We start from the raw sequence: 18,706 nt of genomic DNA on the forward strand, positions 1-18,706 counted from the left end.
ATCCCCAATCACATCTGTCGGTCTGATACAGCGGAGAGCGAGACGTCGCACCAGAGGGGCACGTTCCCGGTCGGGCCGAGGCGGTTCTTGCCCAGATCGAGATCCAGCGTGTTCTGGCAGTCGGCGAGCTCCTGCATCGCTTCCGGGTCGCCGGCCTTCACGCGCGCGTCCTGCGCGAGATAGTAAGCCGGACGGTAGAGCAGCCCGACGACATCTGCGTGCTCCTCGATGTTGCCGCTGTCGCGAAGATCGGACATGAACGGCCGCTTGACATCGCGTTGCTCGACGGAGCGCGACAGCTGCGCCAGCAGCACGACAGCGATCCCCAGGCGCTTCGCCATCGTCTTCGCGTGCAGCGCCATCTCGCCCATCTCGTGGACCTTGTTGCCCTTGTAGCGGTCCGTCGCCTTGATGAGCCCGAGATAGTCGATATAGACGACACGGAGCGGCGTGCCGGCGCGTTCGAAGCGGTCCTTGACGATACGGACGCGAGATTCGATCTCGTGCATCGACAAGCCGCCGGCCGCGTCGATATGCAATGGCGCTGCGGCAAGGTTGTCGCGCGCCCAACGGATGTTCTCGTACCCACCCGATTCGAGATTGCCGGTAAGGATTTCGGCATAGGTCATCGGCCGTGACGACATCGACAATTCCGATGCCATGACACGGGCGCCGATTTCCATCTGATCGAGCTCGAGCGAGTAGAAGGCTGCGCCGCCGCCCTTACGCGCCACACGGCGACTGGACGCTACGCCGAAGACCGATTTTCCCATGCCGGGCCGGCCGGCGATCACATAGAGCCGCCCAGGGCGATAGCCGCCGCTGATACGGCGATCGAGGTTATTGAAGCCGGTCGGAGTGCAGACGTCGCGCGAAGCAGCATCTTCGTTCTCGACATTCTGGACAATCCGATCGGCAATATCACCGATCGCGGCATCAGTTCGCTCCCGCGTCGCCGAGCCAGAGAGGAGCTGCAGGAGGCGAGCCTCCGCGTCCTCGATCTGGGATCGTGCCGTCATGTCGACGGGCGCGTCATAGGCGATATTGACGACGTCCTCGCCGATCTTGATCAGCGAGCGACGGACGGCGAGATCATAGATCGCGCGGCCATAATCCTCCGCGTTGATGATCGTCGTCGCCTCGGCGGCCAGGCGCGCGAGATATTGCGGCACGTTCAGATCGCCAATGGCGAGATCGGGCGGCAGGAAGCTCTTCAGGGTGACCGGACTGGCGACCCGATCGGACCGGATCAGCTTTGTGGCGATGTCGAAGACCTGACCATGCACCGGCTCGGCGAAATGCTCCGGCTCCAGAAACCCGGCAACGCGATCGAGCGCTTTGTTGTTGAGCAGTATGGCCCCAAGCAGCGCCTGCTCAACATCGATATTCTGCGGCAACAAGCGCGACGCGGTACCGGGCTGGCCTTGGTTCATGCTGCCCGTTCCTCGCGAGGGGCGGCGACGGGCTGCAGCGCCTGAACAGCCGACCGAATGGCCGCCTCGTGCGGGATCATCGCCTTGACGAAGCGATACATCTGCCCTGCCCGCTCGGCGCTGGCCTTGGTATCGGTAAGCGTTATGGTCGCGGCCGTGCTCGGCCAGCGCGCCGCGAAGACCTCAAGCTGCGAGACGATCCCCGCCAGATCCCGCGCGATCAGGAAGAGGTCGACGGCGACCTCGGCGAAGCTGGCATCCGGAAGGGTGAAAGTGTCATCGGCCATCTAGGCGACCCTCCGGCGCGCATCCCGGGCCGTCGCCAATTCCTCGGCCAGCTTGACGGTGACGCGGGAGAAAAACCAAGTCGAGCACGCATCGCAGACGCGATTCTTGCGACCCGGCGGCACTGGGTTGCCACAGACCATGCCGTAATGGGTCACCGGCTCTTCGGGCAGCAATACCTTGCAGACGAACTCGCGCGACTTCAAAAACGATACGCGGTGCGTTCCCGTGGGCAGCACAGGCGATGCTGGCAATACGGCCGCGCGCCGCGGCGCGGGTACAGGGGTCACGATTGAGGGGGCGGCAACGCGCTTGGTCCGCGCCGGTCGCCTGACCTTCTTCGTAGCGGGCAGGCGCGCAGCGGGCGCTCGTGGGGGACGAGGCGCTGGCGCTTTCGACCCGGCTTCGCGCTTCTCGACGCCGATTGCGTCCCGATTTCGCATGACGAAGCCGGAGACGGCGCTCCGTGTCGCGCCGTGTCTTGCGCCGATTGCTGCAAAGCTCAGGCCTTCGGCCAGGCCGGACTGGATGGCCGCGATGGTGGCGGCGGTCGACATGTCGCCCCAGGGGCGATGGTTGGCGGAGGAAGGCGCCGGCGTTGGACGGCTCCCCTCCTCCGCCCTTCCGGCCGGCGCCGAGGCGACGACCAGGTTCAAAGGGGGCGATGCCGGGATTCCGACCTCGGCAAGCTTCGCCTCGACCTCGCCGCGCAGGCGGCCGGTCTCGGCTATGATCTGGTCCAGCGGATAGCCGAGGCCGACATAGTCCCGGAGGTCGGCGACCTGGTCTTCGGTCCAGCCGGTCATGCTGCGTTCGCCTTGGCACGACGGGGCGTCAGATGAAGCAAGCCCGTGGTTTGGTTCGCGGCGAAGAGCGCGCGGTTGGAAATGTGCAGGCGCCGGCATGCCTCGCGCACCCTGCTGTCCGCAGCGCCATATTCGCTGATCAGTTCCTTGACGGTCGGACCAAGCGGAAATTCGGTCATCAGCCGGGGCAGGTCGGCCATGAGCAGGTCGGAGAATGCCTCGGCGCTACCGGGCGCAATGGCTGGCAGGGGCGGGATGATGGCCGGCTTGGCGACGGCCTCGACGATGGTAGCCATACTGGTCTGAGGCTCGGCGGGGAGATCAACGGCCGGTGCGACCGGGTTCACGATCTCGGCGTCGTCAGCCGGTTGCACATTGATCCTGGTCGAGCCGCGATCCTCGATCGCCTGCAGCGCGGCGAGAGCCGTATCCAGCCCGGTGACCTGCACCGTGAGCGCGGAGATTTCGGCCTGCACCGCATCGCGCTCCGCGGCGATCAGGTTCATGGCATTGGCAATGGCATTCATGCTGCATCTCCTTGTTCTGCTTTGATTTTCCGGATGGCCTCTTCATTGGCCTGAAGCCAGCGAAGCGTGGTGCCGACGGCGTCGAGGTCGGCCGCGATCATCGTTGCCTCGGCCTGCCGTGGAGCCGGGCCGCCATTCATGCGGCGGCGCGCCACGTCGACGGCCTGGATCTGACGGGAGAGCGACACCTTGGTCATTCCGCGGCCCCCGCAAAGAGCGGCGTCAATTCCGTGGCAAGCGCCGGCCGGAGTTGCGCGGCGCGCCAGTACCAGAGCGCAGCGGCGTCGCTCTCGTCATAATTCTTGGGATCGAGGCCAAGCCGCCTGCAGCGCTCCATGACGCAGAACTTCGACGCTTCGCTGTCGAGATTGCCGCTCCCACGAAGAGCATGACCCTTGTAGATGAACTGGTGTCCGCCGATGAAGAAAGCGCGCACGGTCGATGGATGCACAATAATTGGCGGGGGAATCCCCTTAAGCCTGCAGACGAGAGCGGCAGTCGTTGCAAGGCCAATCAGCCTCATTCCTTCGTCTGCCGGATTGCGCTGGCGCATCATCGGCGCCTCAATGACCACATAGCGGGGCGGGAACGCGCTGAACCGATCCCAGAGGTGCCGGAACAGGGCAAGATGGAGATCAGTGTAGTGCGCGCCCTCCGGCGTTAGCCGAACGGTCCCAAGCCGAGGGAACCTGTCGAGCTCGCCCTCAGCCCAGCCCGTTTGACGGGCCAGGTCCAATGTGAGCAGCGTTGCGTCCGCCATGTCAGGCACTCAGTTCGGCCGCAGCGTGGCGTCGATCTCGTCGGAGAGCGCCTGATCAGCCGCCCCGGCCCGCCCGGCCTTCTTGCGCGCGGCCGCTTCCTTCGCCTTGGCGACCTCGCTGGCGCTGTCCCACTGCTCCTGTTCGGCGAGGCGCTCCGTCACCGTCTTGTCAACGGCCGGGATATCCTCCGCGAGCTCGGCCTCGGTGCGCGCCTTGCGCTCGGCGTCGTTGCCGATCGCCGCATCATCGATGACGTCTCGAACAGCCGAGCCGAGATCGTCGAACGCGTCCGCCTGGTCGAAATAGCCCAGGCGATCGGCAAGGATCATCGCGTCCCTAAGGCACGATTGCCGCTTCTGATCGTCCATCTTGTCGAGGCCGGCGATGAAGCCGAAAGCCTTGCGATGAATGCCGTAGCGCTCGGTGAAGGTCTTCGTAGCCTGCCCCGCCAGGCCACCATATTCGGAGGCGTGCGCCTTTTGCCGCGAGACCTCGGCGACGGCCGCCTTGACCTCCTCCACCGACGGCAGGCGCTTCGGCCCCGTCGATTCCTGCTTCTTCTTCCGGCCTCGTGCCATGGTCAGAGCTTCCTTTCCGGTTCGGCGCCCGATCGCATGATCAGCAGCGCCTGCTTGAGACCGGCGAGCCGTTCGATCGCCTGGTCGATTTCGGGAATGGTCAGGTCGATGTCGCGCGCGTCGAAATCGCCATCGGCAAGGCCGCCGGTGACCGCGATGACGACATCCGATGTCTCCTGCGTGATCTGGCCGATCGACTGCACCAGCGTCGCCCCGGTCGCCTGCGCATGGGCGCGGACGATGGTCCAGCCCTGCCGAGCCGCCAGTTGGCGGGTTACGATCGGGTCGCCCGCGTCGGCCTCGAGGTCGAGCAGCACATCGGCCGGGATGAAGTCTTCGGCGCGATCGGCGAGACGATAGCGGCTGATCGTTTGATGCGAAACGCGCGTGATCGACGCCGCGCTCTCCTGCCCGCCGCAGGCATCGACGAGACGGCGCGTTGCCGCCTTCAGCGCCTGCAGGTCATCGACATTCGTCTTGCGGCCAAGGGGAGCTGGGCTCATGTGCAGGAAACCTCTGCTTGCGCGGTGACGCCCGCGTCACGGCATTGCAAATTCGCGTCGACAGGACGGGGACGGGGCAACCACGGAAATGAAGGCAGGACGAAATCGGCCGGCTCGGCGCGCAGCGACGCGTCGGCAGCGGCGAGGAGCCGCGCGATGAACGACGTCTCGGACGGCGCCGGGGCGTTCATGGCCGCGCGCCCGGTTGAAATGGCCAACGGCGCCCCTCGGCTGGGGTCAGGAAGCCGAGAGGCGCCGCCACCACACGCGGGGAGGATGTCGCGCGCGGAAGGGGAAAAGAGCGAGAGGCCATTACAGCAGCCTCCAGACGACGAAGATGATGGCGACCCAGGCCGCGACCGTGCCGATGACGGTGCCGATCCAAACGCGCCGAACGAACCGCTGCATCTTCATGAATTCATGATCGAAATGGTTCTGGCTCATGTCAGCGCCGTCCATAAGAGGCAGGTCAGGGTGAAGAGCGCGGCGGCCTTGAGGGTGACGGACAGCCAGAAGGTCGTTGAAAGCCAGAGGGTCATGATGCTGGCCTCATTGATGCCGAGCGACGAAACCGCCATGCTGAATATGTGCGGCGGGCCACTGGCATGGCGCCGCCGCGATCCACACCGATCGGATGGAGGTCGACCGACATGGAAACGAAGGAAGCCGAAGACCGGCTCATCGTTCTCGAACTCATCGTCTTCGCTGTTGTCGCCGCGCTGCGTCGCCGCGAAATTGCGGATGACGACTTTCTGGAAGAGGTCCACATGCTCGTCGGCAACCGTGTCGCCGGAAACGATGAGCAGACCGCAATCATCCGCGAATGGATTGACCGACAGTATGGCGGCCAAAGCGGGTCAATCGGGGAAATCCTCGGCGATCTCGTCGCGGCCGCCAAGCGCAGGCAGGCCAGCAAGGAGGACGAATAAGCGATCATCGCCGCAGATCCGCAAGGAACATCAAGGCGCGCTGCCCGGCGTTCGCGCCAGCCAGACCGAACGCCATCAGCGCATTGCCGCGAATGCGAATGCCGTGGCGTCGTGCGTAGCGGAAGACTTCCGCGTAATGCTTCCGGTGGATCGTGTTGCGGATGGGCCGGCCGTTTTCGTCATGCGGTCCACCAAGCGATGCCCACTCGGCGCGGATCATCGGTCCGATGCGCCGCAGCGCGGCACCGCTATTGATGGGTGTCTCGCCGACCATGTTCGATTGCCGGATACGGAGCATCTCCTGGTAGAGCGCACCGCCATTGGGCAGCGACAGGAGAAGGGTAACGGGGCCGAGGGTCATGATGCGGCGCGCTCCTCGCGCGGGTAGAGGTCCGGGCGAAGGTCGTGGCGGGAGATCCCGGTGATCCGCTCCACTTCAAGGACGCGTTCAGCCGGCACGTGCTTTTGTGCCCATCGGGTCACAGTGGCCTTGTTGACCGATACGGCTCGAGCCACGTCGATCAACCGAAGCCCGCGCGGGGCGAGAAGAGAGGCGAGATTGATGTCGGTCATGACGACAGATGTTGCATGAAACACAACTCGTCGTCAACGGGCAGGTTTGCATTTGACGATGACGACGGCTACGCCGCACCGCGCATAGAGTTGCGCATGGCAACAACAACTCGCATTCACACCGACAAAACGCCGCCTCGCACCCATTACATTGTCGAGTGGGCGGAGCGACGCGGTAAGAAACAGGCCGATATCGTGCGCGGCACGGGAGCAGACAAAGGGCTCGTGTCTCGTTGGTTTGATGGCGTCATTCCGAGCGAGAAGTACCTGCAGCCGCTTGCCGAGTTTCTACAGGCCGGAGACCCGCCAGAGCCAGCCGCTCTTTTTCGGCACCCCGATGATGACTGGCTCGCGCGATTGTTCAGGGATCGCTCTGATGAAGAGCGGGAGCGCATGATCCGTGTGATCGAGACCGCATTCCCGATCCGCCGCGCATCGTGAGGGCTCAGATTCTCACTCCGGCCCTAAAGCCTTGATCTGCGCCCATTCCTCCGCCGTCAGCGCAGCTTCGAGAACGGCATCAACCTCGTCGAGGTAGCTCATCCACATCGGGCGACCCTCGAAGCGAGTGTCTTCCGGATTGCCGGCGCGGAGGCATAGCGCGCGGGCAGCGCGCTCGCGGGGAGACTTGGGACGCGGGGCCATGTCTACCGCTCAGCCTCGAATTGCCGAAGAAGCTCGATCGCGAGGGAGTCGCCAAGCCTGGCCTTACGGGCCGCGACCTCGCCGACGGTAGCATCCTCATGTTCTCCGGCCATCAGCGTCTTGATCCGCTCGAGTTTCTTCACCTCGTCCCGTTCGATCGCAATCCATTCGGCGAGCCGATCACGCACGTCGATCATGATCGCGTCGATCTGGTCGCTCGTGATGTCCGGGAAACGGCTGGACATCTCGCCAATATCGATTTCCTGCCCAGCCTGAAGCTGGTCCATGACCCATCCAACGACGGCGTTGTGGCGCTCAGCGTTGTTCATCAAGATCCGGTCTCCTTTCGGTTCCCGCTCTCTTCTGCGAGCTTCGCGGCTACCGCATCTTCCAGCGTGTCGTCGATGTTCTTCATGTAGGGGCGATGATCGTCGAGGAACTTCCGGAAACCTTCGTTTTTCACTGTCCCGTCCGGTATCACCTTGGCCTCGTGTGCGATGAGCCAAAGATCAGCCTCCCGGAACGACGACTTGAGCGTGTTCCGCTTTTTGCCTCTGGCAATAGAGATCATCTTGGGCACGCCCGGATAGGCGCCGAATAGATCGGGGCCGCTTGTCGTCATCGTCGCGCGCCGTTTGCGGCCGCCAACCTCGTTCGCGAGCTTGATCAGTGCGATATTGATCAACTGCGGAGCGAGCGCCTTGATGTCGTCTGCATTACGGGCTTTCAGCCCAGCGATTGCATCGGCATTGGAGACTTCTCCGTCGACCTTTGCCCCTATTTCCATCATGATCTTTTCGAGAGCATTGCGAAGACTGCTCAGTGTCGAGCTATTTGACATGGACGCGCCACTCCTTTGCAAAGCGATTCAGCCAATCTACAGCATTTTCGAGGTTAGCCAGGATGGTTGGAGCCTGCCACCGATCGATATTTCGGGCGACTTCCGCAGGCGAGAGCTTGTTCGCTCCAAGATTAGCGATGGCATAGGTCGCGCGGCTGCACTCCCCGGCGATGAGGCTCCGTTCCTTCCGCCCGTCCCGTTCATCTCTCTCCGCAGCTTTCTGACTTGCGCTCTTAGGAGGCTGCATCGATCCGTCGTCGGCGCGCACCTGGCCGCCGAGCAGCGCGCCGATGGTGGCGGCCGTCTCCCTATCCGGCCGCCTTCCATGTTTCAGGACATAGTCGGTGTAGGCGCTGCTTCCGTAAACGGCGACGGAGTGCTCGGTGTCGGCAATGAGCTGGCGCGTGGCCTCTTCACGCTTCTCTGCAGCATCGGCTTCGGTGGGGCCGGTGACCGCCGCGACCTGTTCTCTGGCCGGGAGGTTGACCAGTTCGGCAGCCTTTGAGATCGAGATCTCACCGGCATCCATCTTCTCGACGACTTTGGGGGCGCCGAATTGCACGACCTTGGCGGTACGCTCCATTTGCTGGTGCGATGAAAAGCCCGCGGCCTTTGCAGCGATATCTCGAGACTTGGTGCCGGTTGGAAATTGTGCCCGATTGGGCACATTTTCTTTCCCTTGCAGTTTTGAAATTGCTGGCCTAGGTCGCCCGCGGCGCTCACCAAGCTTGCGCTCAACCGCCTCGGCAATCGCTATCCGCTCGCTCGGCGTGAACGCCCGCCGCATCTCGTTTTCGGCATATTCGCCTTCGAGGATGCTGGTGACATTGACGATCCGGCAGTCGATCTCATTCCATTTCAGATAGGCCTCACAAGCGCGCATGCGGCGCTCGCCGAAGACGAGAACCTTGTCCTCCGTGATGCCGATCGGCTGCAAGAGACCCTGTTCCCGAATGTTTTCAGCCAGCGCTTTCAGGTCCCCCATATCCTTGCGGTGGCGCTCGCCGACGGCGATTTCCGCGATCTTCACCATCATGCCCATGGCTATCTCCGGCGTTGGTTTCGTCACTCAAGTAGCACTGCGTTGTTTTTCATGCAACTTTCGACTTGACGGATAGTTGTGTTTCATGCAACATATTTTCCATCAGCCGCCCACCGGCGCGATGGAGCCTCGAATGACCAACTCCCCCGAAACTGATTGGCTTACCGACGCGAATGGCAACCGCTGTTCGATCTCATGGTTTGGCAGCCGTGAGGCAGCGCAGGCCGCACTCGATAGCCTGAAGAACTGTCGCGATTGCACCAACTGCTCGTACTGCTCGGGCTGCTCGGACTGCTCGGACTGCTCGTACTGCTCGCGCTGCTCGGACTGCTCGGACTGCTCGCGCTGCTCGGACTGCTCGGACTGCTCGTACTGCTCGCGCTGCTCGGACTGCTCGGACTGCTCGGACTGCTCGGACTGCTCGTACTGCTCGCGCTGCTCGGACTGCTCGGACTGCTCGGACTGCTCGGACTGCTCGGACTGCTCGTACTGCTCGCGCTGCTCGGACTGCTCGGGCTGCTCGGTCTGCTCGGGCAAGAAAGGCAAGTCCAGCGATTTTGCGCCGCCTGTCATCCCGGCGATCGAAAACATCCATGCTCGCGTTCTGGAGGCCGTCTCGCAACCCAATGCGCTCGATATGGGTAGTTGGCATACCTGCAACACGACGCACTGCCGGGCAGGATGGGTCGTGCATCTGGCCGGCGAAGCCGGATATGCGCTGGAGCGGTTCCACGGCACGGCCCTTGCCGCCCAACTGATCTATCGGGCCAGCAACCCTGACCTGCCTGTAAGCCCGACGCGGTTCTACGAGACCAATGATGAGGCTCTGGCCGACATGCGCCGCATGGCGGAGGCCGAAGCTGCGCAGAAGGTGGTCTGATCATGACCGCTCTCCCCCGCAACCTTCTCAGCCTACCGCAGGTCGATCTCGAAAGAGCGCTGGCCTCCCGCGCCCACCAATCGTGGTGCCAGGTGTTCAAGGCAGGCGCCCGCCGCCTGCTGGCGCAGCCGAAGCGGATCGAGCGCGCGCTCTATCCCGATCTCTACGGCCCGGTTCCCGTCTCGATCGCAGACCGTCTGCAGCGCTGCGAAGCGCGGATCGATTGCGAGCGGCAGCTCGGCCGCGCCGGACATTTCGCCTACAGCCCAGACCGTCTAGTCGACCTTCGTCAGGCCCGCATTGCGCTTCGCTATCAGCGCCGGTTCACGCGGATCGAGGTCGTGCCGATCGACGAGGTCGAGAACTTCGCCCCCGACATTTCCTGGAGAATTTCGGCATGAAGACCAAGCCGCTCTGGAAGCCGGCGCGACATCTGCGCCGCTACGCCAACAAGACACGCGCCATCCTGATCGAGCGCTTTCCAGCCGCCATCGTTCCGCACGGGGCGCCGAAGCTGCCGCTGAAGATCGGCATTGCCGACGATATCGCGGCTGCCATGCCGGAGATGATGCGCGGCCATATCGCGCTCTTCCTGAAGGACTACACGCTCGGCCCGACCTATTTCCTTGCCGTCGTGACCGGAACGCACCGGGTCGACCTGGATGGCCAGCCTGCTGGCGAGATCAGCGCCGAACACCGCGCCTATGCCGCGGCGATGCTGGCGAAATGGGAGGCGTGCGGCTTCAGGCGAGACAGCGCGCTCCGGCCGGATGAAATGGCGAGGGTGGCGTGATGCGGTCGTGCGTCATCTGCGGGGTTGGGATCGAGCATCGTGATATGCAGTGCACGACCTGCGGCCCTGAGTGCCGAACCCGGGCTCGCTATGCAAGGCGAGCTTTGCCACGGTCTGCGACGCATCTGACCTTGTCCTGCAAGGGCTGCGGGCGCCCCGTGGTCGATCGTGGCTGCGCTGCGAAGTTTTGCTCTCATGCATGCATGAGAGCAACGACGAACGCCCGTGAACGGAGCGTCCGTGAGGCGCGCAAAGTAGCAGTTCGTCGACCTTGCAAAGAGTGCGGCGAGATCATTTCGCCCAGCCGCATCGCGACTGCCAAATACTGCTCTGACGACTGCCAATATCATGCGCAAAAGCGCCGCGATCGCCAAAAGATCGCGATCTACCGCGAAGCCGACCCCGCCCGATATCAGCAGCACCGCGCTCGCGAAAATGACCGACGCGCGCTGGCTCGCGCCGCACTCACGCTCGTCCGAGAACTTGAAACTAAAGGCATGGAGGCACTGCTATGACGAAGCCGCTTTTTGATGTGTTCCGCGCCACGATGATGGAGATCGCGGCCGGATCTCGCAAGGAAGCGCAGGACGCTTTCGTGGCCAAGATGAAGGCCGACCCGGCCTATCTCGATCTTCTTGCCGTCGACTATTTCGAGCGCATGGCGGCCGTCCACACCGTCCATACCGAAGTGCCTGACAGTGTCGCATTCGGACGCACGGGCGTGTCGCAGGACAAGGTTGAGCGCCTGAGCCGTCCGCGCGGCGAGCCTGTTGCCATTGCTCTGGTACGGAGGAACAGGGAGGAGACGGCCGCCCGCACAGCCGCCGTCATCGCCGAGGTGCGGGCCAACATCCGCAGCGTCATTTTGCTCGATCTTGTGCTGCCCAACGGCAAGGCGCTTCGCGACTGTACTGGCGCCGAGTGCATCAAGGCTGGCGGCTTCTTTGAGGCTGTCGGCAAGTCGATCAAGGGATCGCAGGTCGTCGACAAGCACCTGACTGAGGCCGACCTCCAGAACATCAAGGCGCGCTTCTTCCAAGCCAATATCTCCGATCGTGGCAGCAAGCGCTCCGACGACAAGCGGAAACGGGCGTGACCATGACTGGCGATACCCTCATAACCCTGGTCATCTTCGGTTCGCTCTGCGCCCTCGCCCTCGCCATCGTGCTCCGCATCCATGGCGATTTCACCGCCGCGCGCGCCGAAGACGAGCCGACCAGCGAGATCATCGAGGACGAAGACGAGGCCGATCCCGTCTATCCGTTCCGTCGCATCGGCCCGGTTGCGGCCGATGTCGTGGAAGATCTCGGCGGGAGGCGGTCATGAGGTTCCGCGTTCCCGCCTCCGTCGAGATCGTCAAGCCGAAGAGCCGCGATGCGTGGCTTGCCGCGCGCCGGCCGAATATCGGTGCCAGCGCTGCAGGTGGTCTGCTCGGCGTCCACTCCTACTACACGCCGTTCCAGCTTTACGGCCTCAAGAGCGGCACGATTGCGGATGACCAGAGCGACAATCCGGCGATGGAGCGCGGACGAGATCTTGAAGAGGTCGCCCTTAACCGCGTCCGCCGCGCGAACCCGCTATGGAACGTTATCAGCAATCCGATGCCAGGCGGGAAGATGTTCGTCGATCGGATGGCCCGGCTATCATCGACGCCAGACGCGTTCGTGGTTGACCCGCAGCGCCCCGGCACCGGGGTCCTGCAGATCAAGACGGTCTATCCGCACATCTTCCGCGATCAGTGGCTTGACCCGGACACGAGAGACGTCATCCCGCCCCTTTGGGTGAGCGTCCAGGCCATCCTTGACGGCTATTTCAGCGGCGCATCATGGGCCGCTGTCGGAGCCTTAGTCGGCTTCGATCTGGATCTCTACGTCGTCGATGTCCCGATCCATACCGGGGTGGTTCAGCGCGTCTATGACGCCGCCGCCCGGTTCTGGCGCATGGTCGAGGCAGGCACCGCGCCCGATCCCGACTTCGCCCGCGACGGCGAGGCGCTCGCCGCAATGTTCGGCCAGGACGATGGCCAGACGATCGATCTTTCCGGCGACAACGCGCTGCCTGTGCTGGTCGACGAGCATGAACGTCTTGTCGGCGAGAAGAGCGCCGCCGATCGCCGCCTGAAAGAGATCAAGGCCGAATTCATTTCCAAGCTCGGTACGGCCGCCGCCGCGCGCCTCGCCGACGGCCGCGTCATCACCGCCAAGACCGTTCACCGCGACGCCTATGCGGTGGCGCCCTCCTCCTACCGATCCATCCGCATCAAGGCCGCGCCGATCCATTCGGTCGCCGCATACCAGGGAGAATTCTGATGTCCGCAGTGCTTGCCTCGAACCCGCGCGAACATGCTGGCGCGAACAATCCCCCGCTCGCCGATCGGTTGGCGCTCGATCATGCCGAGCTCTTTGCCGAGGTCGAGCGTCTTGCGGCCCGCGCCAACGAAGCGCCGCGCAAGATCATCGACGAGGCAACCGGCGAGGCGGTCGCCAAGATTCGCAAGGATGCGGCGGCCTTCTTCAAGCAGGTCGACACGATCCGGACGGACGAGAAGGATCCTCACCTTCAGGCCGGTCGCACGGTCGACGACTTTTTCCGGCCGTTGCTGGAGCGGTCCGAGAAGATGCGCAAGTTCTTCGTCGGCGTCGAGGATGACCGCGCCCGCGAGTTGGCCGCCGAAGAGCGCCGCCGGCGCGAGGAAGCACTCCGTAAGCTGCGCGAGGAAGAGCAGCGCCAGCGTGAGATCGCCGAGCGTCAGGCGGCAGCGGCCCGCCCGGTCGCCGCCGCCAAGGCCGAAGACAAGGCCGAAGCCGCAGCGGAGCGCGCCGAGCGCCTCGAAGTTGCCCCGGTGACCCTCGACGGCGCCAAGGCCGAATGGGCGTTTCGCATCGTCGATCCGGACGCGGTGGATCTGAATGCGCTGCGGCCCTTTATCCCCGCCGAGGCGGTCGAGAAGGCGCTGCGCCAGCACATGCGCATCCACAAGGGCTCGCGCGCGATCGCCGGTGTCGAGTTCTTCCAGGATTTCAAGGCCAAGCGTCGCTGAGGCGCCGGCAGGCTTCCCCCTTCACTCTCAGGAGCACAACGACATGGCCGGACAGGCGATCGAAACCATCAACGAAGTCGGCGACGTCGCGTCCGGCCTGCCGGCTGGCTATGCGGCCGGTAACCAGAGCCTGGCGGTGAGCCTCGCCCGTGCCGAAGTCGATCAGCAGATCACCACGGCGCATGCCTATCCTCGCAGCGTCACCCGCGCGGTGCAGAACATCATGAGCCTCGCGACGATCGACGATGACAGTGCGGAGGAGTGCATCTATGCGCTGCCGCGCGGCGGGAAGCCGATCAAGGGTCCGAGCGTCCGTCTTGCCGAGATCATCGCGAGCCAGTGGGGCAATTGCCGCGTCGGCGCCCGCGTGGTTCACGTCGACCGGATCGAGAAGTATGTCGAGGCCGAAGGCGTCTTCCATGACCTGGAGACCAACGCGGCGACGACGGCCCGCGTGCGGCGCCGGATATCGGACAAGCACGGCAAGCTGCTCAACGACGACATGATCGTCGTCACAGGCAACGCCGCGTGCTCGATCGCCAAGCGCAATGCGATCCTCGGCGCCGTCCCCAAGGCGGTCTGGCGCAAGGCTTATGCCGCTGTCGAGCAGGTGATCGCCGGGGACGTGAAGACGCTTGCCGAGCGGCGCGACCGCGCGATGAAGGCATTCGCAGCGTTCGGCGCGACGCCGGAGCAGGTGTTCGCCGCGCTCGGGATCGGCGGCATCGACGATCTGACGCTGGAACACATGACCACGTTGATGGGCATGCACTCGGCGCTGAAGAGCGGCGAGGCCACGGCCGAGGAGATGTTCCCGAAGCAGCCGGCTCCCGGCGAGAAGCCGAAGAACCTCGCCGAAGGTCTCGACAAGCTCGCCAATGCCGGCAAGGTCGATAAAAAGCCGACCGCCCACGACGCCGATGGCGTGGTCATCGAAGACGAACAGCAATCCGCCGCAGCCGCCTCCCAGGCAGTGCCGGAGAAGGCCGAGGCCGGCGCGAAAGCCCCCCAGCGCCGCGCCTCGGCCGCCCCCGCCAAGACACAGCCGAAAGAGAGCGTGACCGCAGCCGCCGCCATGGATCGCGGCCGCGCCGATGCGCAGTCCGGCAAGGAGCGCAGCGAGGTTCCCGACGACATCATGGCCGCCGGTCGCGAGATCGTCGCCGCATGGTTCGCCGGCTTCGATGAAATCGCCGATGCGGCCGTCGACGAAGTGGTCGAGGCCGAAGATGCGGCTGCGGAAGCGAGCTTCGACTTTCCGGGAGATCGCTGATCATGGCCGAACAGATCGATGATGGCGGCTCCGCGTTTCCGTTGGCCGCAACTGAGCATACGGTCGACCATCACGGCATGAGCCTGCGCGATTGGTTTGCTGGGCAGGCGCTGGCCGGTATCGGCGTGTGGATACCTCCTGCAGATTATGGGCCGTTTGATTGGGCCGATCGCACGGAGGTCACTGCGCTAAAGGCGAGATGGGCATATGCGCAGGCCGACGCCATGCTTGCCGTCCGCGCCGCCCTCTCCCAAGCCGAGGGAGGCCAGCATGAGTGACCTGCTGGGCGATTACGTCGCCATGCTCGAAGTGGAGGAAGAGCGAATTGGCCACCCGCCGACCGTGGCGGACATGATCAGTGGGTGGAAAGCCGAGCGCACCGCCCGCCAAGAGGCCGAAGCCAAGCTCGCGGCGGCGGAGAATGAGCGGGACACGACGGCAACCGATAATTTCGACCGCATCTTGGACTTGGGCAAGGAGTTGGCCGAAGCCGAGGCGGAGATCGTACGGTTGCGGGAGGCGCTGAAGCCGTTCGCGGCGGAGGCCGCAGAGTGGGGCGACGGCGTTCCTGATGATCACCGGCCCGTCTTTGTCGAAATGGGCCACTGGGATGCGCGCTACTACGGCAGCGCGGCCAAATTCACGGTTGGCGATCAGCGCCGTGCCCGCGCCGCCCTATCGGAGCCCAAGCCATGAACGCGCACGCCTCCATCGCCCGCGCCATTGGCGAGACGACCTTGACCGAGGTCATCGACCGCCTTCGGCACGGCACGATCTACGAGGATTACGACTGGCTAGCCGGTCTTGCAGGGCCGCTGTTCCGGGAGGCCGCAGAATGACGCAGCCCTTCCTGATCGGCGAAGGCTGGATCGAAGTGCGCGACGGGGACGCCAGCGCCCGCGCGATGTTCGAGCGCCACTACAGCGCGCAACGCAATCTTCTGCGCCGACGCGCGCGACGGACGAAGCTGATTGTCGGCCCGGGCTTCAAGCTGGTCTTAATCCGAGCTGATGCGGCTTCCGTGTGCGCTTGGCGCAAGGCCATCCGTGACGATGGACAGACAGGCGTGGAATGCACGGTCTATCGCCGCGAGCAAGGCGAACTGGCGAGCGACCTGCTCCGCAGCGCCATGGCGATCGTGTGGGACCGGTGGCCCGGCGAAAGGCTGTTCACCTTTGTAGACCCGATGCTGGTGAAGCCGACCATTCGTACCGGCCGTCCGACCTGGGGCCACTGCTTCTATCTCGCCGGATGGCGCTTCGCCGGCATTAGCAAGAAGCGCTTTCACATCCTCGAGGCGACGCCATGACCAGCCCCATTCCCGCCGCAGCTCTGGACGAGGCTCTTTCGATCATCGGCACCACCGGAGCCGGGAAAACCTATGTTGCCAAAGGCATCGTTGAGCAACTGCTGTGGCAGGATCATCGCATCTGCATCATCGACCCGCTCGATGTCTGGTACGGGCTGCGCACCACCTCCGGCGGCGACCAGCCGGCCTTCCCCGTCGTCGTCTTCGGTGGAGAACATGCCGACATACCGATTGAAGGCGTTGATGGCGGCGACCTCGGCAGGCTGATCGCTGGCGGTAGCGTTCGAGCGTCGATCATCTGCACCGCCGAAATGACCGGCGGCGAGACGGCCAAATTTATGACGCCGTTCTTCGAAGCACTTTACTCGCGAAACAGGATCGCTCTGCATCTCGTGGTCGATGAGGCTGACGCCTTTGCGCCGCAAAACCCGATGCCTGAGCAGGCGCGAATGAAGGGCGCGATGGACAAGATCGCGCGCCGTGGCCGAGTGAGAGGCTTTCGTCTGCTGACAATCACGCAGCGGCCGGCTGTGCTCGACAAGAGCGTCATGTCGATGAACAAGTCGCTCGTCGCGATGCAACTGACCAGTCCCCAGGATCGCAAGGCGCTTCAGGATTGGGTCAAAGGTAACGCCGACGAGGATGCAGCAAGAGACGTGCTCCGGAGCCTGCCGAAACTCGCGCGCGGTGAAGGCTGGATATGGTCGCCGCAGCTCGACGTGCTCGATCGCGTCACCTTTCCATCGATCACGACGCTCGATACCAGTCGCACGCCGGAGCACGGCGAGGCGGTCGTCGAGGCGCGCGCGGCGGCCGCCGTCGATATCGAGGCCATCCGGAGGGCCATGTTAAGATTTTCGACCATCCCGGATGGCGAGAAAACTTCACATGGCGCTCGCGACGCCTTGAAGGCCGTTGGCGAGACCGCAGCCGGCATGGCGCAGCAGGTGAAGGACGCCGAGGAGCGGGGCTATCAGCGCGGGCTCGCTGAGGGCGAGGCGCTGGGCTACCGGCGCGGCCAGGCGCTGCAGCTGACACGCATGCGCTCGGCGCTCGACGCGCTGCGAATCGATGAGATACCAGCGGGCTCGCCCGTCCCCGATGCCGGTCTGTCGGATCAGGTTGCGGTGACTGCCGCCGCCCTGACGCGGCATCGCAAGGACGCAGGCCCCGCGGGGAACGACCGTCAACAACCCGACCGCCGGCCCCATCCCTCCGCAGAGGCGAGCGCGGAGGGAACCCTCAACAGCGCGGCGCGCAAGATGCTTGCCGTGCTCGACACCAGCCCGCCGGTGCGGCGCACCTGGACCCAAGTCGCGACGCTAGCTGGCCTGAAGGCGCGCGGCGGCCACTACAACGCCGGCCGGAAGGCACTTATCGACGGCGGGATGATCCGCGACGTCGGCGGCCTGATCGAACACGCCGCGCCGACGCCCGGCGCACGGCCTCCTGCGACAGCGGCTGAGGTCGTCGACATCTGGGCAGGCGTGTTGTCAGGGGCGGCGCCGAAGATCCTGCGGTTTCTGTTCGGCGAGACGAGCGACGGCCTTGGAACGCGTCAAGGCTCGCGCGAATGGATCGCCGAACAGCTCGGCATGCAGCCGCGCGGCGGACATTGGAACGCCGCATGGAAAGAGCTTCGCGACAACGGCCTAGTCGAGATCAACGGCACCACAGTGCGGCTGCACCCGGCAATCTTCGGAGGCCGCTCATGATCCGCGCGCGCGACGAGGCATTGAAGGAGATCGGAAATGGCTGACGACATGAGCACGGATCAGAAGAGCGCGTGGAAGCGGGACGACCGGCCATCTCGCCACGGTTGGGCGCCGGGCGACTATCTCAGCCAATGCCGGCGTTGCGCCATTGCATTCCTTGGCGCCAAGCGCGCGTGGACCTGTGCGGACTGTGCCTACGCGGAGCCGGACGCCGCCCCAGAGTGCCCAATATGCGGCGCCAGCGACAGCCGCGCTCTCGAACCCGACCCCCGCATTGCCGAGCTTGAGGCCCGCGCCGAGAAGGCTGAAGCGGAGCGAGATAGGCTGGCCGGCCCGACCGAGGCCATCAATGCGACGCTTGACCGTCTTGCCGCCGAGTACGCCGTTGCGGCCGTAGACGCGACGCCAGCCCATCTTGAGCGGTGTGTGGCGCAGCTTCGCAACATCATGCTCATGACGGCTGTGGTTCTGGCGCAGCCGTACAAGAAGAGCGCCGAGGCCGCCGAAGCCGACCTCGCCCTTCCCGCCCTCCTGAAGTCGATCGACGCGCTGCTTGACGCGATCACCTATGACGATAGCGGATCGATGGGCCGGGGCGGCAATGGCGGCCTGATCTCGCGCGAGACCATCCGCAAATGCGACGAGCTGAGGCTCGCGCGGCTGCCATTCAGCAGCTCGGCCGGCTGATGTCTCTTCGCCAACCCTTGCAGGATCCGGCGAAGGAGGCGTTAATCACCTTCGTTCGAGCCTTGGCGAGACGCCAGGCACGGCTG

At 64.5% G+C, this 18,706-nt stretch carries 32 protein-coding genes; 16 read left to right on the forward strand and 16 right to left on the reverse strand.

All coding sequences use genetic code 11. From position 1 onward, the window contains the following. Nucleotides 1-8: 8 nt before the first annotated feature. The 10 genes from QO014_RS11770 to QO014_RS11815 form a co-directional block, all read right to left on the reverse strand. A complete protein-coding gene (locus QO014_RS11770; protein WP_266348903.1) occupies nucleotides 9-1,433 on the reverse strand; it encodes a DnaB-like helicase C-terminal domain-containing protein in 1,425 nt (474 codons plus the stop codon). Then, nucleotides 1,430-1,720 (reverse strand): hypothetical protein, encoded by a 291-nt coding sequence (locus QO014_RS11775; protein ID WP_266348904.1) that lies wholly within the window; start codon nucleotides 1,718-1,720, stop codon nucleotides 1,430-1,432. Before QO014_RS11775 ends, QO014_RS11770 begins: the two co-directional genes overlap by 4 nt. Further along, entirely contained in the window at nucleotides 1,721-2,524 is an 804-nt protein-coding gene (locus QO014_RS11780) for a hypothetical protein (RefSeq protein WP_266348905.1), read from the reverse strand. Continuing rightward, nucleotides 2,521-3,030 (reverse strand): hypothetical protein, encoded by a 510-nt coding sequence (locus tag QO014_RS11785; protein WP_266348906.1) that lies wholly within the window; start codon nucleotides 3,028-3,030, stop codon nucleotides 2,521-2,523. The genes QO014_RS11780 and QO014_RS11785 overlap by 4 nt, the downstream gene beginning before the upstream one ends. 17 nt (nucleotides 3,031-3,047) lie before the next feature. Beyond that, entirely contained in the window at nucleotides 3,048-3,248 is a 201-nt protein-coding gene (locus QO014_RS11790) for a hypothetical protein (protein ID WP_266348907.1), read from the reverse strand. Beyond that, on the reverse strand, nucleotides 3,245-3,811 hold the full coding sequence (locus tag QO014_RS11795) for a hypothetical protein (protein ID WP_266348908.1): 567 nt from the start codon (nucleotides 3,809-3,811) through the stop codon (nucleotides 3,245-3,247). Before QO014_RS11795 ends, QO014_RS11790 begins: the two co-directional genes overlap by 4 nt. 9 nt (nucleotides 3,812-3,820) lie before the next feature. Then, nucleotides 3,821-4,390, reverse strand: a complete 570-nt coding sequence (locus QO014_RS11800) for a hypothetical protein (protein ID WP_266348909.1) — start codon at nucleotides 4,388-4,390, stop codon at nucleotides 3,821-3,823. 2 nt (nucleotides 4,391-4,392) lie between these two features. Continuing rightward, nucleotides 4,393-4,893 (reverse strand): hypothetical protein, encoded by a 501-nt coding sequence (locus QO014_RS11805; protein ID WP_266348910.1) that lies wholly within the window; start codon nucleotides 4,891-4,893, stop codon nucleotides 4,393-4,395. After that, entirely contained in the window at nucleotides 4,890-5,111 is a 222-nt protein-coding gene (locus QO014_RS11810; RefSeq protein ID WP_266348911.1) for a hypothetical protein, read from the reverse strand. Before QO014_RS11810 ends, QO014_RS11805 begins: the two co-directional genes overlap by 4 nt. A 94-nt stretch (nucleotides 5,112-5,205) precedes the next feature. After that, nucleotides 5,206-5,337, reverse strand: coding sequence for a hypothetical protein (locus QO014_RS11815; protein ID WP_266348912.1), 132 nt, complete (start codon nucleotides 5,335-5,337; stop codon nucleotides 5,206-5,208). A gap of 161 nt (nucleotides 5,338-5,498) precedes the next feature. Here QO014_RS11815 and QO014_RS11820 point away from each other — a divergent pair, with 161 nt between their 5' ends. Beyond that, nucleotides 5,499-5,822 carry a hypothetical protein gene (locus tag QO014_RS11820; RefSeq protein WP_266348913.1) on the forward strand — a complete coding sequence of 108 codons (324 nt, stop codon included), beginning with the start codon at nucleotides 5,499-5,501 and terminating at the stop codon, nucleotides 5,820-5,822. Nucleotides 5,823-5,826: 4 nt separating this feature from the next. On the opposite strand, the gene QO014_RS11825 is transcribed toward QO014_RS11820, so the two are convergent. Further along, nucleotides 5,827-6,183: a hypothetical protein gene (locus QO014_RS11825; protein WP_266348914.1), complete on the reverse strand. Its 357-nt coding sequence runs from the start codon at nucleotides 6,181-6,183 to the stop codon at nucleotides 5,827-5,829. Then, nucleotides 6,180-6,395, reverse strand: a complete 216-nt coding sequence (locus tag QO014_RS11830) for a YdaS family helix-turn-helix protein (protein WP_266348915.1) — start codon at nucleotides 6,393-6,395, stop codon at nucleotides 6,180-6,182. The genes QO014_RS11825 and QO014_RS11830 overlap by 4 nt, the downstream gene beginning before the upstream one ends. A 15-nt stretch (nucleotides 6,396-6,410) precedes the next feature. On the opposite strand from QO014_RS11830, the gene QO014_RS11835 reads away from it, so the two are divergent. Next, entirely contained in the window at nucleotides 6,411-6,836 is a 426-nt protein-coding gene (locus QO014_RS11835; RefSeq protein ID WP_266348916.1) for an XRE family transcriptional regulator, read from the forward strand. 206 nt (nucleotides 6,837-7,042) lie between these two features. Here the strand turns inward: QO014_RS11835 and QO014_RS11840 are convergent, their stop codons facing one another. The 4 genes from QO014_RS11840 to QO014_RS11855 form a co-directional block, all read right to left on the reverse strand. Further along, a complete protein-coding gene (locus QO014_RS11840) occupies nucleotides 7,043-7,372 on the reverse strand; it encodes a hypothetical protein (RefSeq protein ID WP_266348917.1) in 330 nt (109 codons plus the stop codon). Next, nucleotides 7,369-7,881, reverse strand: coding sequence for a hypothetical protein (locus tag QO014_RS11845; protein ID WP_266348918.1), 513 nt, complete (start codon nucleotides 7,879-7,881; stop codon nucleotides 7,369-7,371). Before QO014_RS11845 ends, QO014_RS11840 begins: the two co-directional genes overlap by 4 nt. Next, nucleotides 7,871-8,923, reverse strand: coding sequence for a ParB/RepB/Spo0J family partition protein (locus QO014_RS11850; RefSeq protein ID WP_266348919.1), 1,053 nt, complete (start codon nucleotides 8,921-8,923; stop codon nucleotides 7,871-7,873). Before QO014_RS11850 ends, QO014_RS11845 begins: the two co-directional genes overlap by 11 nt. A 102-nt stretch (nucleotides 8,924-9,025) precedes the next feature. After that, complete coding sequence (locus tag QO014_RS11855) at nucleotides 9,026-9,514, reverse strand: hypothetical protein (protein ID WP_266348920.1); 489 nt, start codon at nucleotides 9,512-9,514, stop codon at nucleotides 9,026-9,028. Nucleotides 9,515-9,560: 46 nt separating this feature from the next. On the opposite strand from QO014_RS11855, the gene QO014_RS11860 reads away from it, so the two are divergent. The 14 genes from QO014_RS11860 (at nucleotide 9,561) to QO014_RS11925 (ending at nucleotide 18,620) form a co-directional block, all read left to right on the forward strand. Then, a complete protein-coding gene (locus tag QO014_RS11860; protein WP_266348921.1) occupies nucleotides 9,561-9,803 on the forward strand; it encodes a hypothetical protein in 243 nt (80 codons plus the stop codon). Nucleotides 9,804-9,805: 2 nt separating this feature from the next. Beyond that, nucleotides 9,806-10,204, forward strand: a complete 399-nt coding sequence (locus tag QO014_RS11865; RefSeq protein ID WP_266348922.1) for a hypothetical protein — start codon at nucleotides 9,806-9,808, stop codon at nucleotides 10,202-10,204. Beyond that, nucleotides 10,201-10,596, forward strand: a complete 396-nt coding sequence (locus QO014_RS11870; protein ID WP_266348923.1) for a ProQ/FINO family protein — start codon at nucleotides 10,201-10,203, stop codon at nucleotides 10,594-10,596. The genes QO014_RS11865 and QO014_RS11870 overlap by 4 nt, the downstream gene beginning before the upstream one ends. Before the next feature lie 511 nt (nucleotides 10,597-11,107). After that, a complete protein-coding gene (locus QO014_RS11875) occupies nucleotides 11,108-11,692 on the forward strand; it encodes a hypothetical protein (protein ID WP_266348924.1) in 585 nt (194 codons plus the stop codon). Nucleotides 11,693-11,694: 2 nt separating this feature from the next. After that, entirely contained in the window at nucleotides 11,695-11,922 is a 228-nt protein-coding gene (locus QO014_RS11880) for a hypothetical protein (protein ID WP_266348925.1), read from the forward strand. Continuing rightward, complete coding sequence (locus QO014_RS11885; protein ID WP_266348926.1) at nucleotides 11,919-12,905, forward strand: YqaJ viral recombinase family nuclease; 987 nt, start codon at nucleotides 11,919-11,921, stop codon at nucleotides 12,903-12,905. Before QO014_RS11880 ends, QO014_RS11885 begins: the two co-directional genes overlap by 4 nt. Next, entirely contained in the window at nucleotides 12,905-13,636 is a 732-nt protein-coding gene (locus QO014_RS11890; protein WP_266348927.1) for a hypothetical protein, read from the forward strand. Before QO014_RS11885 ends, QO014_RS11890 begins: the two co-directional genes overlap by 1 nt. A 43-nt stretch (nucleotides 13,637-13,679) precedes the next feature. Next, nucleotides 13,680-14,909 carry a hypothetical protein gene (locus QO014_RS11895; RefSeq protein ID WP_266348928.1) on the forward strand — a complete coding sequence of 410 codons (1,230 nt, stop codon included), beginning with the start codon at nucleotides 13,680-13,682 and terminating at the stop codon, nucleotides 14,907-14,909. Nucleotides 14,910-14,911: 2 nt separating this feature from the next. Further along, complete coding sequence (locus QO014_RS11900) at nucleotides 14,912-15,187, forward strand: hypothetical protein (protein ID WP_266348929.1); 276 nt, start codon at nucleotides 14,912-14,914, stop codon at nucleotides 15,185-15,187. Next, complete coding sequence (locus QO014_RS11905) at nucleotides 15,180-15,605, forward strand: hypothetical protein (RefSeq protein ID WP_266348930.1); 426 nt, start codon at nucleotides 15,180-15,182, stop codon at nucleotides 15,603-15,605. Before QO014_RS11900 ends, QO014_RS11905 begins: the two co-directional genes overlap by 8 nt. Next, complete coding sequence (locus tag QO014_RS11910) at nucleotides 15,602-15,748, forward strand: hypothetical protein (protein ID WP_266348931.1); 147 nt, start codon at nucleotides 15,602-15,604, stop codon at nucleotides 15,746-15,748. The genes QO014_RS11905 and QO014_RS11910 overlap by 4 nt, the downstream gene beginning before the upstream one ends. Then, a complete protein-coding gene (locus QO014_RS11915; protein WP_266348932.1) occupies nucleotides 15,745-16,218 on the forward strand; it encodes a hypothetical protein in 474 nt (157 codons plus the stop codon). The genes QO014_RS11910 and QO014_RS11915 overlap by 4 nt, the downstream gene beginning before the upstream one ends. Then, nucleotides 16,215-17,933 carry a hypothetical protein gene (locus QO014_RS11920; RefSeq protein ID WP_266348933.1) on the forward strand — a complete coding sequence of 573 codons (1,719 nt, stop codon included), beginning with the start codon at nucleotides 16,215-16,217 and terminating at the stop codon, nucleotides 17,931-17,933. The genes QO014_RS11915 and QO014_RS11920 overlap by 4 nt, the downstream gene beginning before the upstream one ends. 36 nt (nucleotides 17,934-17,969) lie before the next feature. Then, a complete protein-coding gene (locus QO014_RS11925) occupies nucleotides 17,970-18,620 on the forward strand; it encodes a hypothetical protein (protein ID WP_266348934.1) in 651 nt (216 codons plus the stop codon). Nucleotides 18,621-18,706: the final 86 nt, after the last annotated feature.

The organism is Kaistia dalseonensis (genome assembly GCF_030814715.1).
In the GTDB taxonomy this organism is placed as follows: Bacteria; Pseudomonadota; Alphaproteobacteria; order Rhizobiales; family Kaistiaceae; genus Kaistia; species Kaistia dalseonensis.

Bases quoted from the DNA above. Each gene is read 5' to 3' on its own strand.
- QO014_RS11770 (WP_266348903.1), bottom strand. From the start codon at position 1,433: ATGAACCAAGGCCAGCCCGGTACCGCGTCGCGCTTGTTGCCGCAGAAT.
- QO014_RS11775 (WP_266348904.1), bottom strand. From the start codon at position 1,720: ATGGCCGATGACACTTTCACCCTTCCGGATGCCAGCTTCGCCGAGGTC.
- QO014_RS11780 (WP_266348905.1), bottom strand. From the start codon at position 2,524: ATGACCGGCTGGACCGAAGACCAGGTCGCCGACCTCCGGGACTATGTC.
- QO014_RS11785 (WP_266348906.1), bottom strand. From the start codon at position 3,030: ATGAACCTGATCGCCGCGGAGCGCGATGCGGTGCAGGCCGAAATCTCC.
- QO014_RS11790 (WP_266348907.1), bottom strand. From the start codon at position 3,248: ATGACCAAGGTGTCGCTCTCCCGTCAGATCCAGGCCGTCGACGTGGCG.
- QO014_RS11795 (WP_266348908.1), bottom strand. From the start codon at position 3,811: ATGGCGGACGCAACGCTGCTCACATTGGACCTGGCCCGTCAAACGGGC.
- QO014_RS11800 (WP_266348909.1), bottom strand. From the start codon at position 4,390: ATGGCACGAGGCCGGAAGAAGAAGCAGGAATCGACGGGGCCGAAGCGC.
- QO014_RS11805 (WP_266348910.1), bottom strand. From the start codon at position 4,893: ATGAGCCCAGCTCCCCTTGGCCGCAAGACGAATGTCGATGACCTGCAG.
- QO014_RS11815 (WP_266348912.1), bottom strand. From the start codon at position 5,337: ATGAGCCAGAACCATTTCGATCATGAATTCATGAAGATGCAGCGGTTC.
- QO014_RS11820 (WP_266348913.1), top strand. From the start codon at position 5,499: ATGGCGCCGCCGCGATCCACACCGATCGGATGGAGGTCGACCGACATG.
- QO014_RS11825 (WP_266348914.1), bottom strand. From the start codon at position 6,183: ATGACCCTCGGCCCCGTTACCCTTCTCCTGTCGCTGCCCAATGGCGGT.
- QO014_RS11830 (WP_266348915.1), bottom strand. From the start codon at position 6,395: ATGACCGACATCAATCTCGCCTCTCTTCTCGCCCCGCGCGGGCTTCGG.
- QO014_RS11835 (WP_266348916.1), top strand. From the start codon at position 6,411: ATGAAACACAACTCGTCGTCAACGGGCAGGTTTGCATTTGACGATGAC.
- QO014_RS11845 (WP_266348918.1), bottom strand. From the start codon at position 7,881: ATGTCAAATAGCTCGACACTGAGCAGTCTTCGCAATGCTCTCGAAAAG.
- QO014_RS11850 (WP_266348919.1), bottom strand. From the start codon at position 8,923: ATGGGCATGATGGTGAAGATCGCGGAAATCGCCGTCGGCGAGCGCCAC.
- QO014_RS11855 (WP_266348920.1), bottom strand. From the start codon at position 9,514: ATGTTTTCGATCGCCGGGATGACAGGCGGCGCAAAATCGCTGGACTTG.
- QO014_RS11860 (WP_266348921.1), top strand. From the start codon at position 9,561: ATGGGTAGTTGGCATACCTGCAACACGACGCACTGCCGGGCAGGATGG.
- QO014_RS11865 (WP_266348922.1), top strand. From the start codon at position 9,806: ATGACCGCTCTCCCCCGCAACCTTCTCAGCCTACCGCAGGTCGATCTC.
- QO014_RS11870 (WP_266348923.1), top strand. From the start codon at position 10,201: ATGAAGACCAAGCCGCTCTGGAAGCCGGCGCGACATCTGCGCCGCTAC.
- QO014_RS11875 (WP_266348924.1), top strand. From the start codon at position 11,108: ATGACGAAGCCGCTTTTTGATGTGTTCCGCGCCACGATGATGGAGATC.
- QO014_RS11880 (WP_266348925.1), top strand. From the start codon at position 11,695: ATGACTGGCGATACCCTCATAACCCTGGTCATCTTCGGTTCGCTCTGC.
- QO014_RS11885 (WP_266348926.1), top strand. From the start codon at position 11,919: ATGAGGTTCCGCGTTCCCGCCTCCGTCGAGATCGTCAAGCCGAAGAGC.
- QO014_RS11890 (WP_266348927.1), top strand. From the start codon at position 12,905: ATGTCCGCAGTGCTTGCCTCGAACCCGCGCGAACATGCTGGCGCGAAC.
- QO014_RS11895 (WP_266348928.1), top strand. From the start codon at position 13,680: ATGGCCGGACAGGCGATCGAAACCATCAACGAAGTCGGCGACGTCGCG.
- QO014_RS11900 (WP_266348929.1), top strand. From the start codon at position 14,912: ATGGCCGAACAGATCGATGATGGCGGCTCCGCGTTTCCGTTGGCCGCA.
- QO014_RS11905 (WP_266348930.1), top strand. From the start codon at position 15,180: ATGAGTGACCTGCTGGGCGATTACGTCGCCATGCTCGAAGTGGAGGAA.
- QO014_RS11910 (WP_266348931.1), top strand. From the start codon at position 15,602: ATGAACGCGCACGCCTCCATCGCCCGCGCCATTGGCGAGACGACCTTG.
- QO014_RS11915 (WP_266348932.1), top strand. From the start codon at position 15,745: ATGACGCAGCCCTTCCTGATCGGCGAAGGCTGGATCGAAGTGCGCGAC.
- QO014_RS11920 (WP_266348933.1), top strand. From the start codon at position 16,215: ATGACCAGCCCCATTCCCGCCGCAGCTCTGGACGAGGCTCTTTCGATC.
- QO014_RS11925 (WP_266348934.1), top strand. From the start codon at position 17,970: ATGGCTGACGACATGAGCACGGATCAGAAGAGCGCGTGGAAGCGGGAC.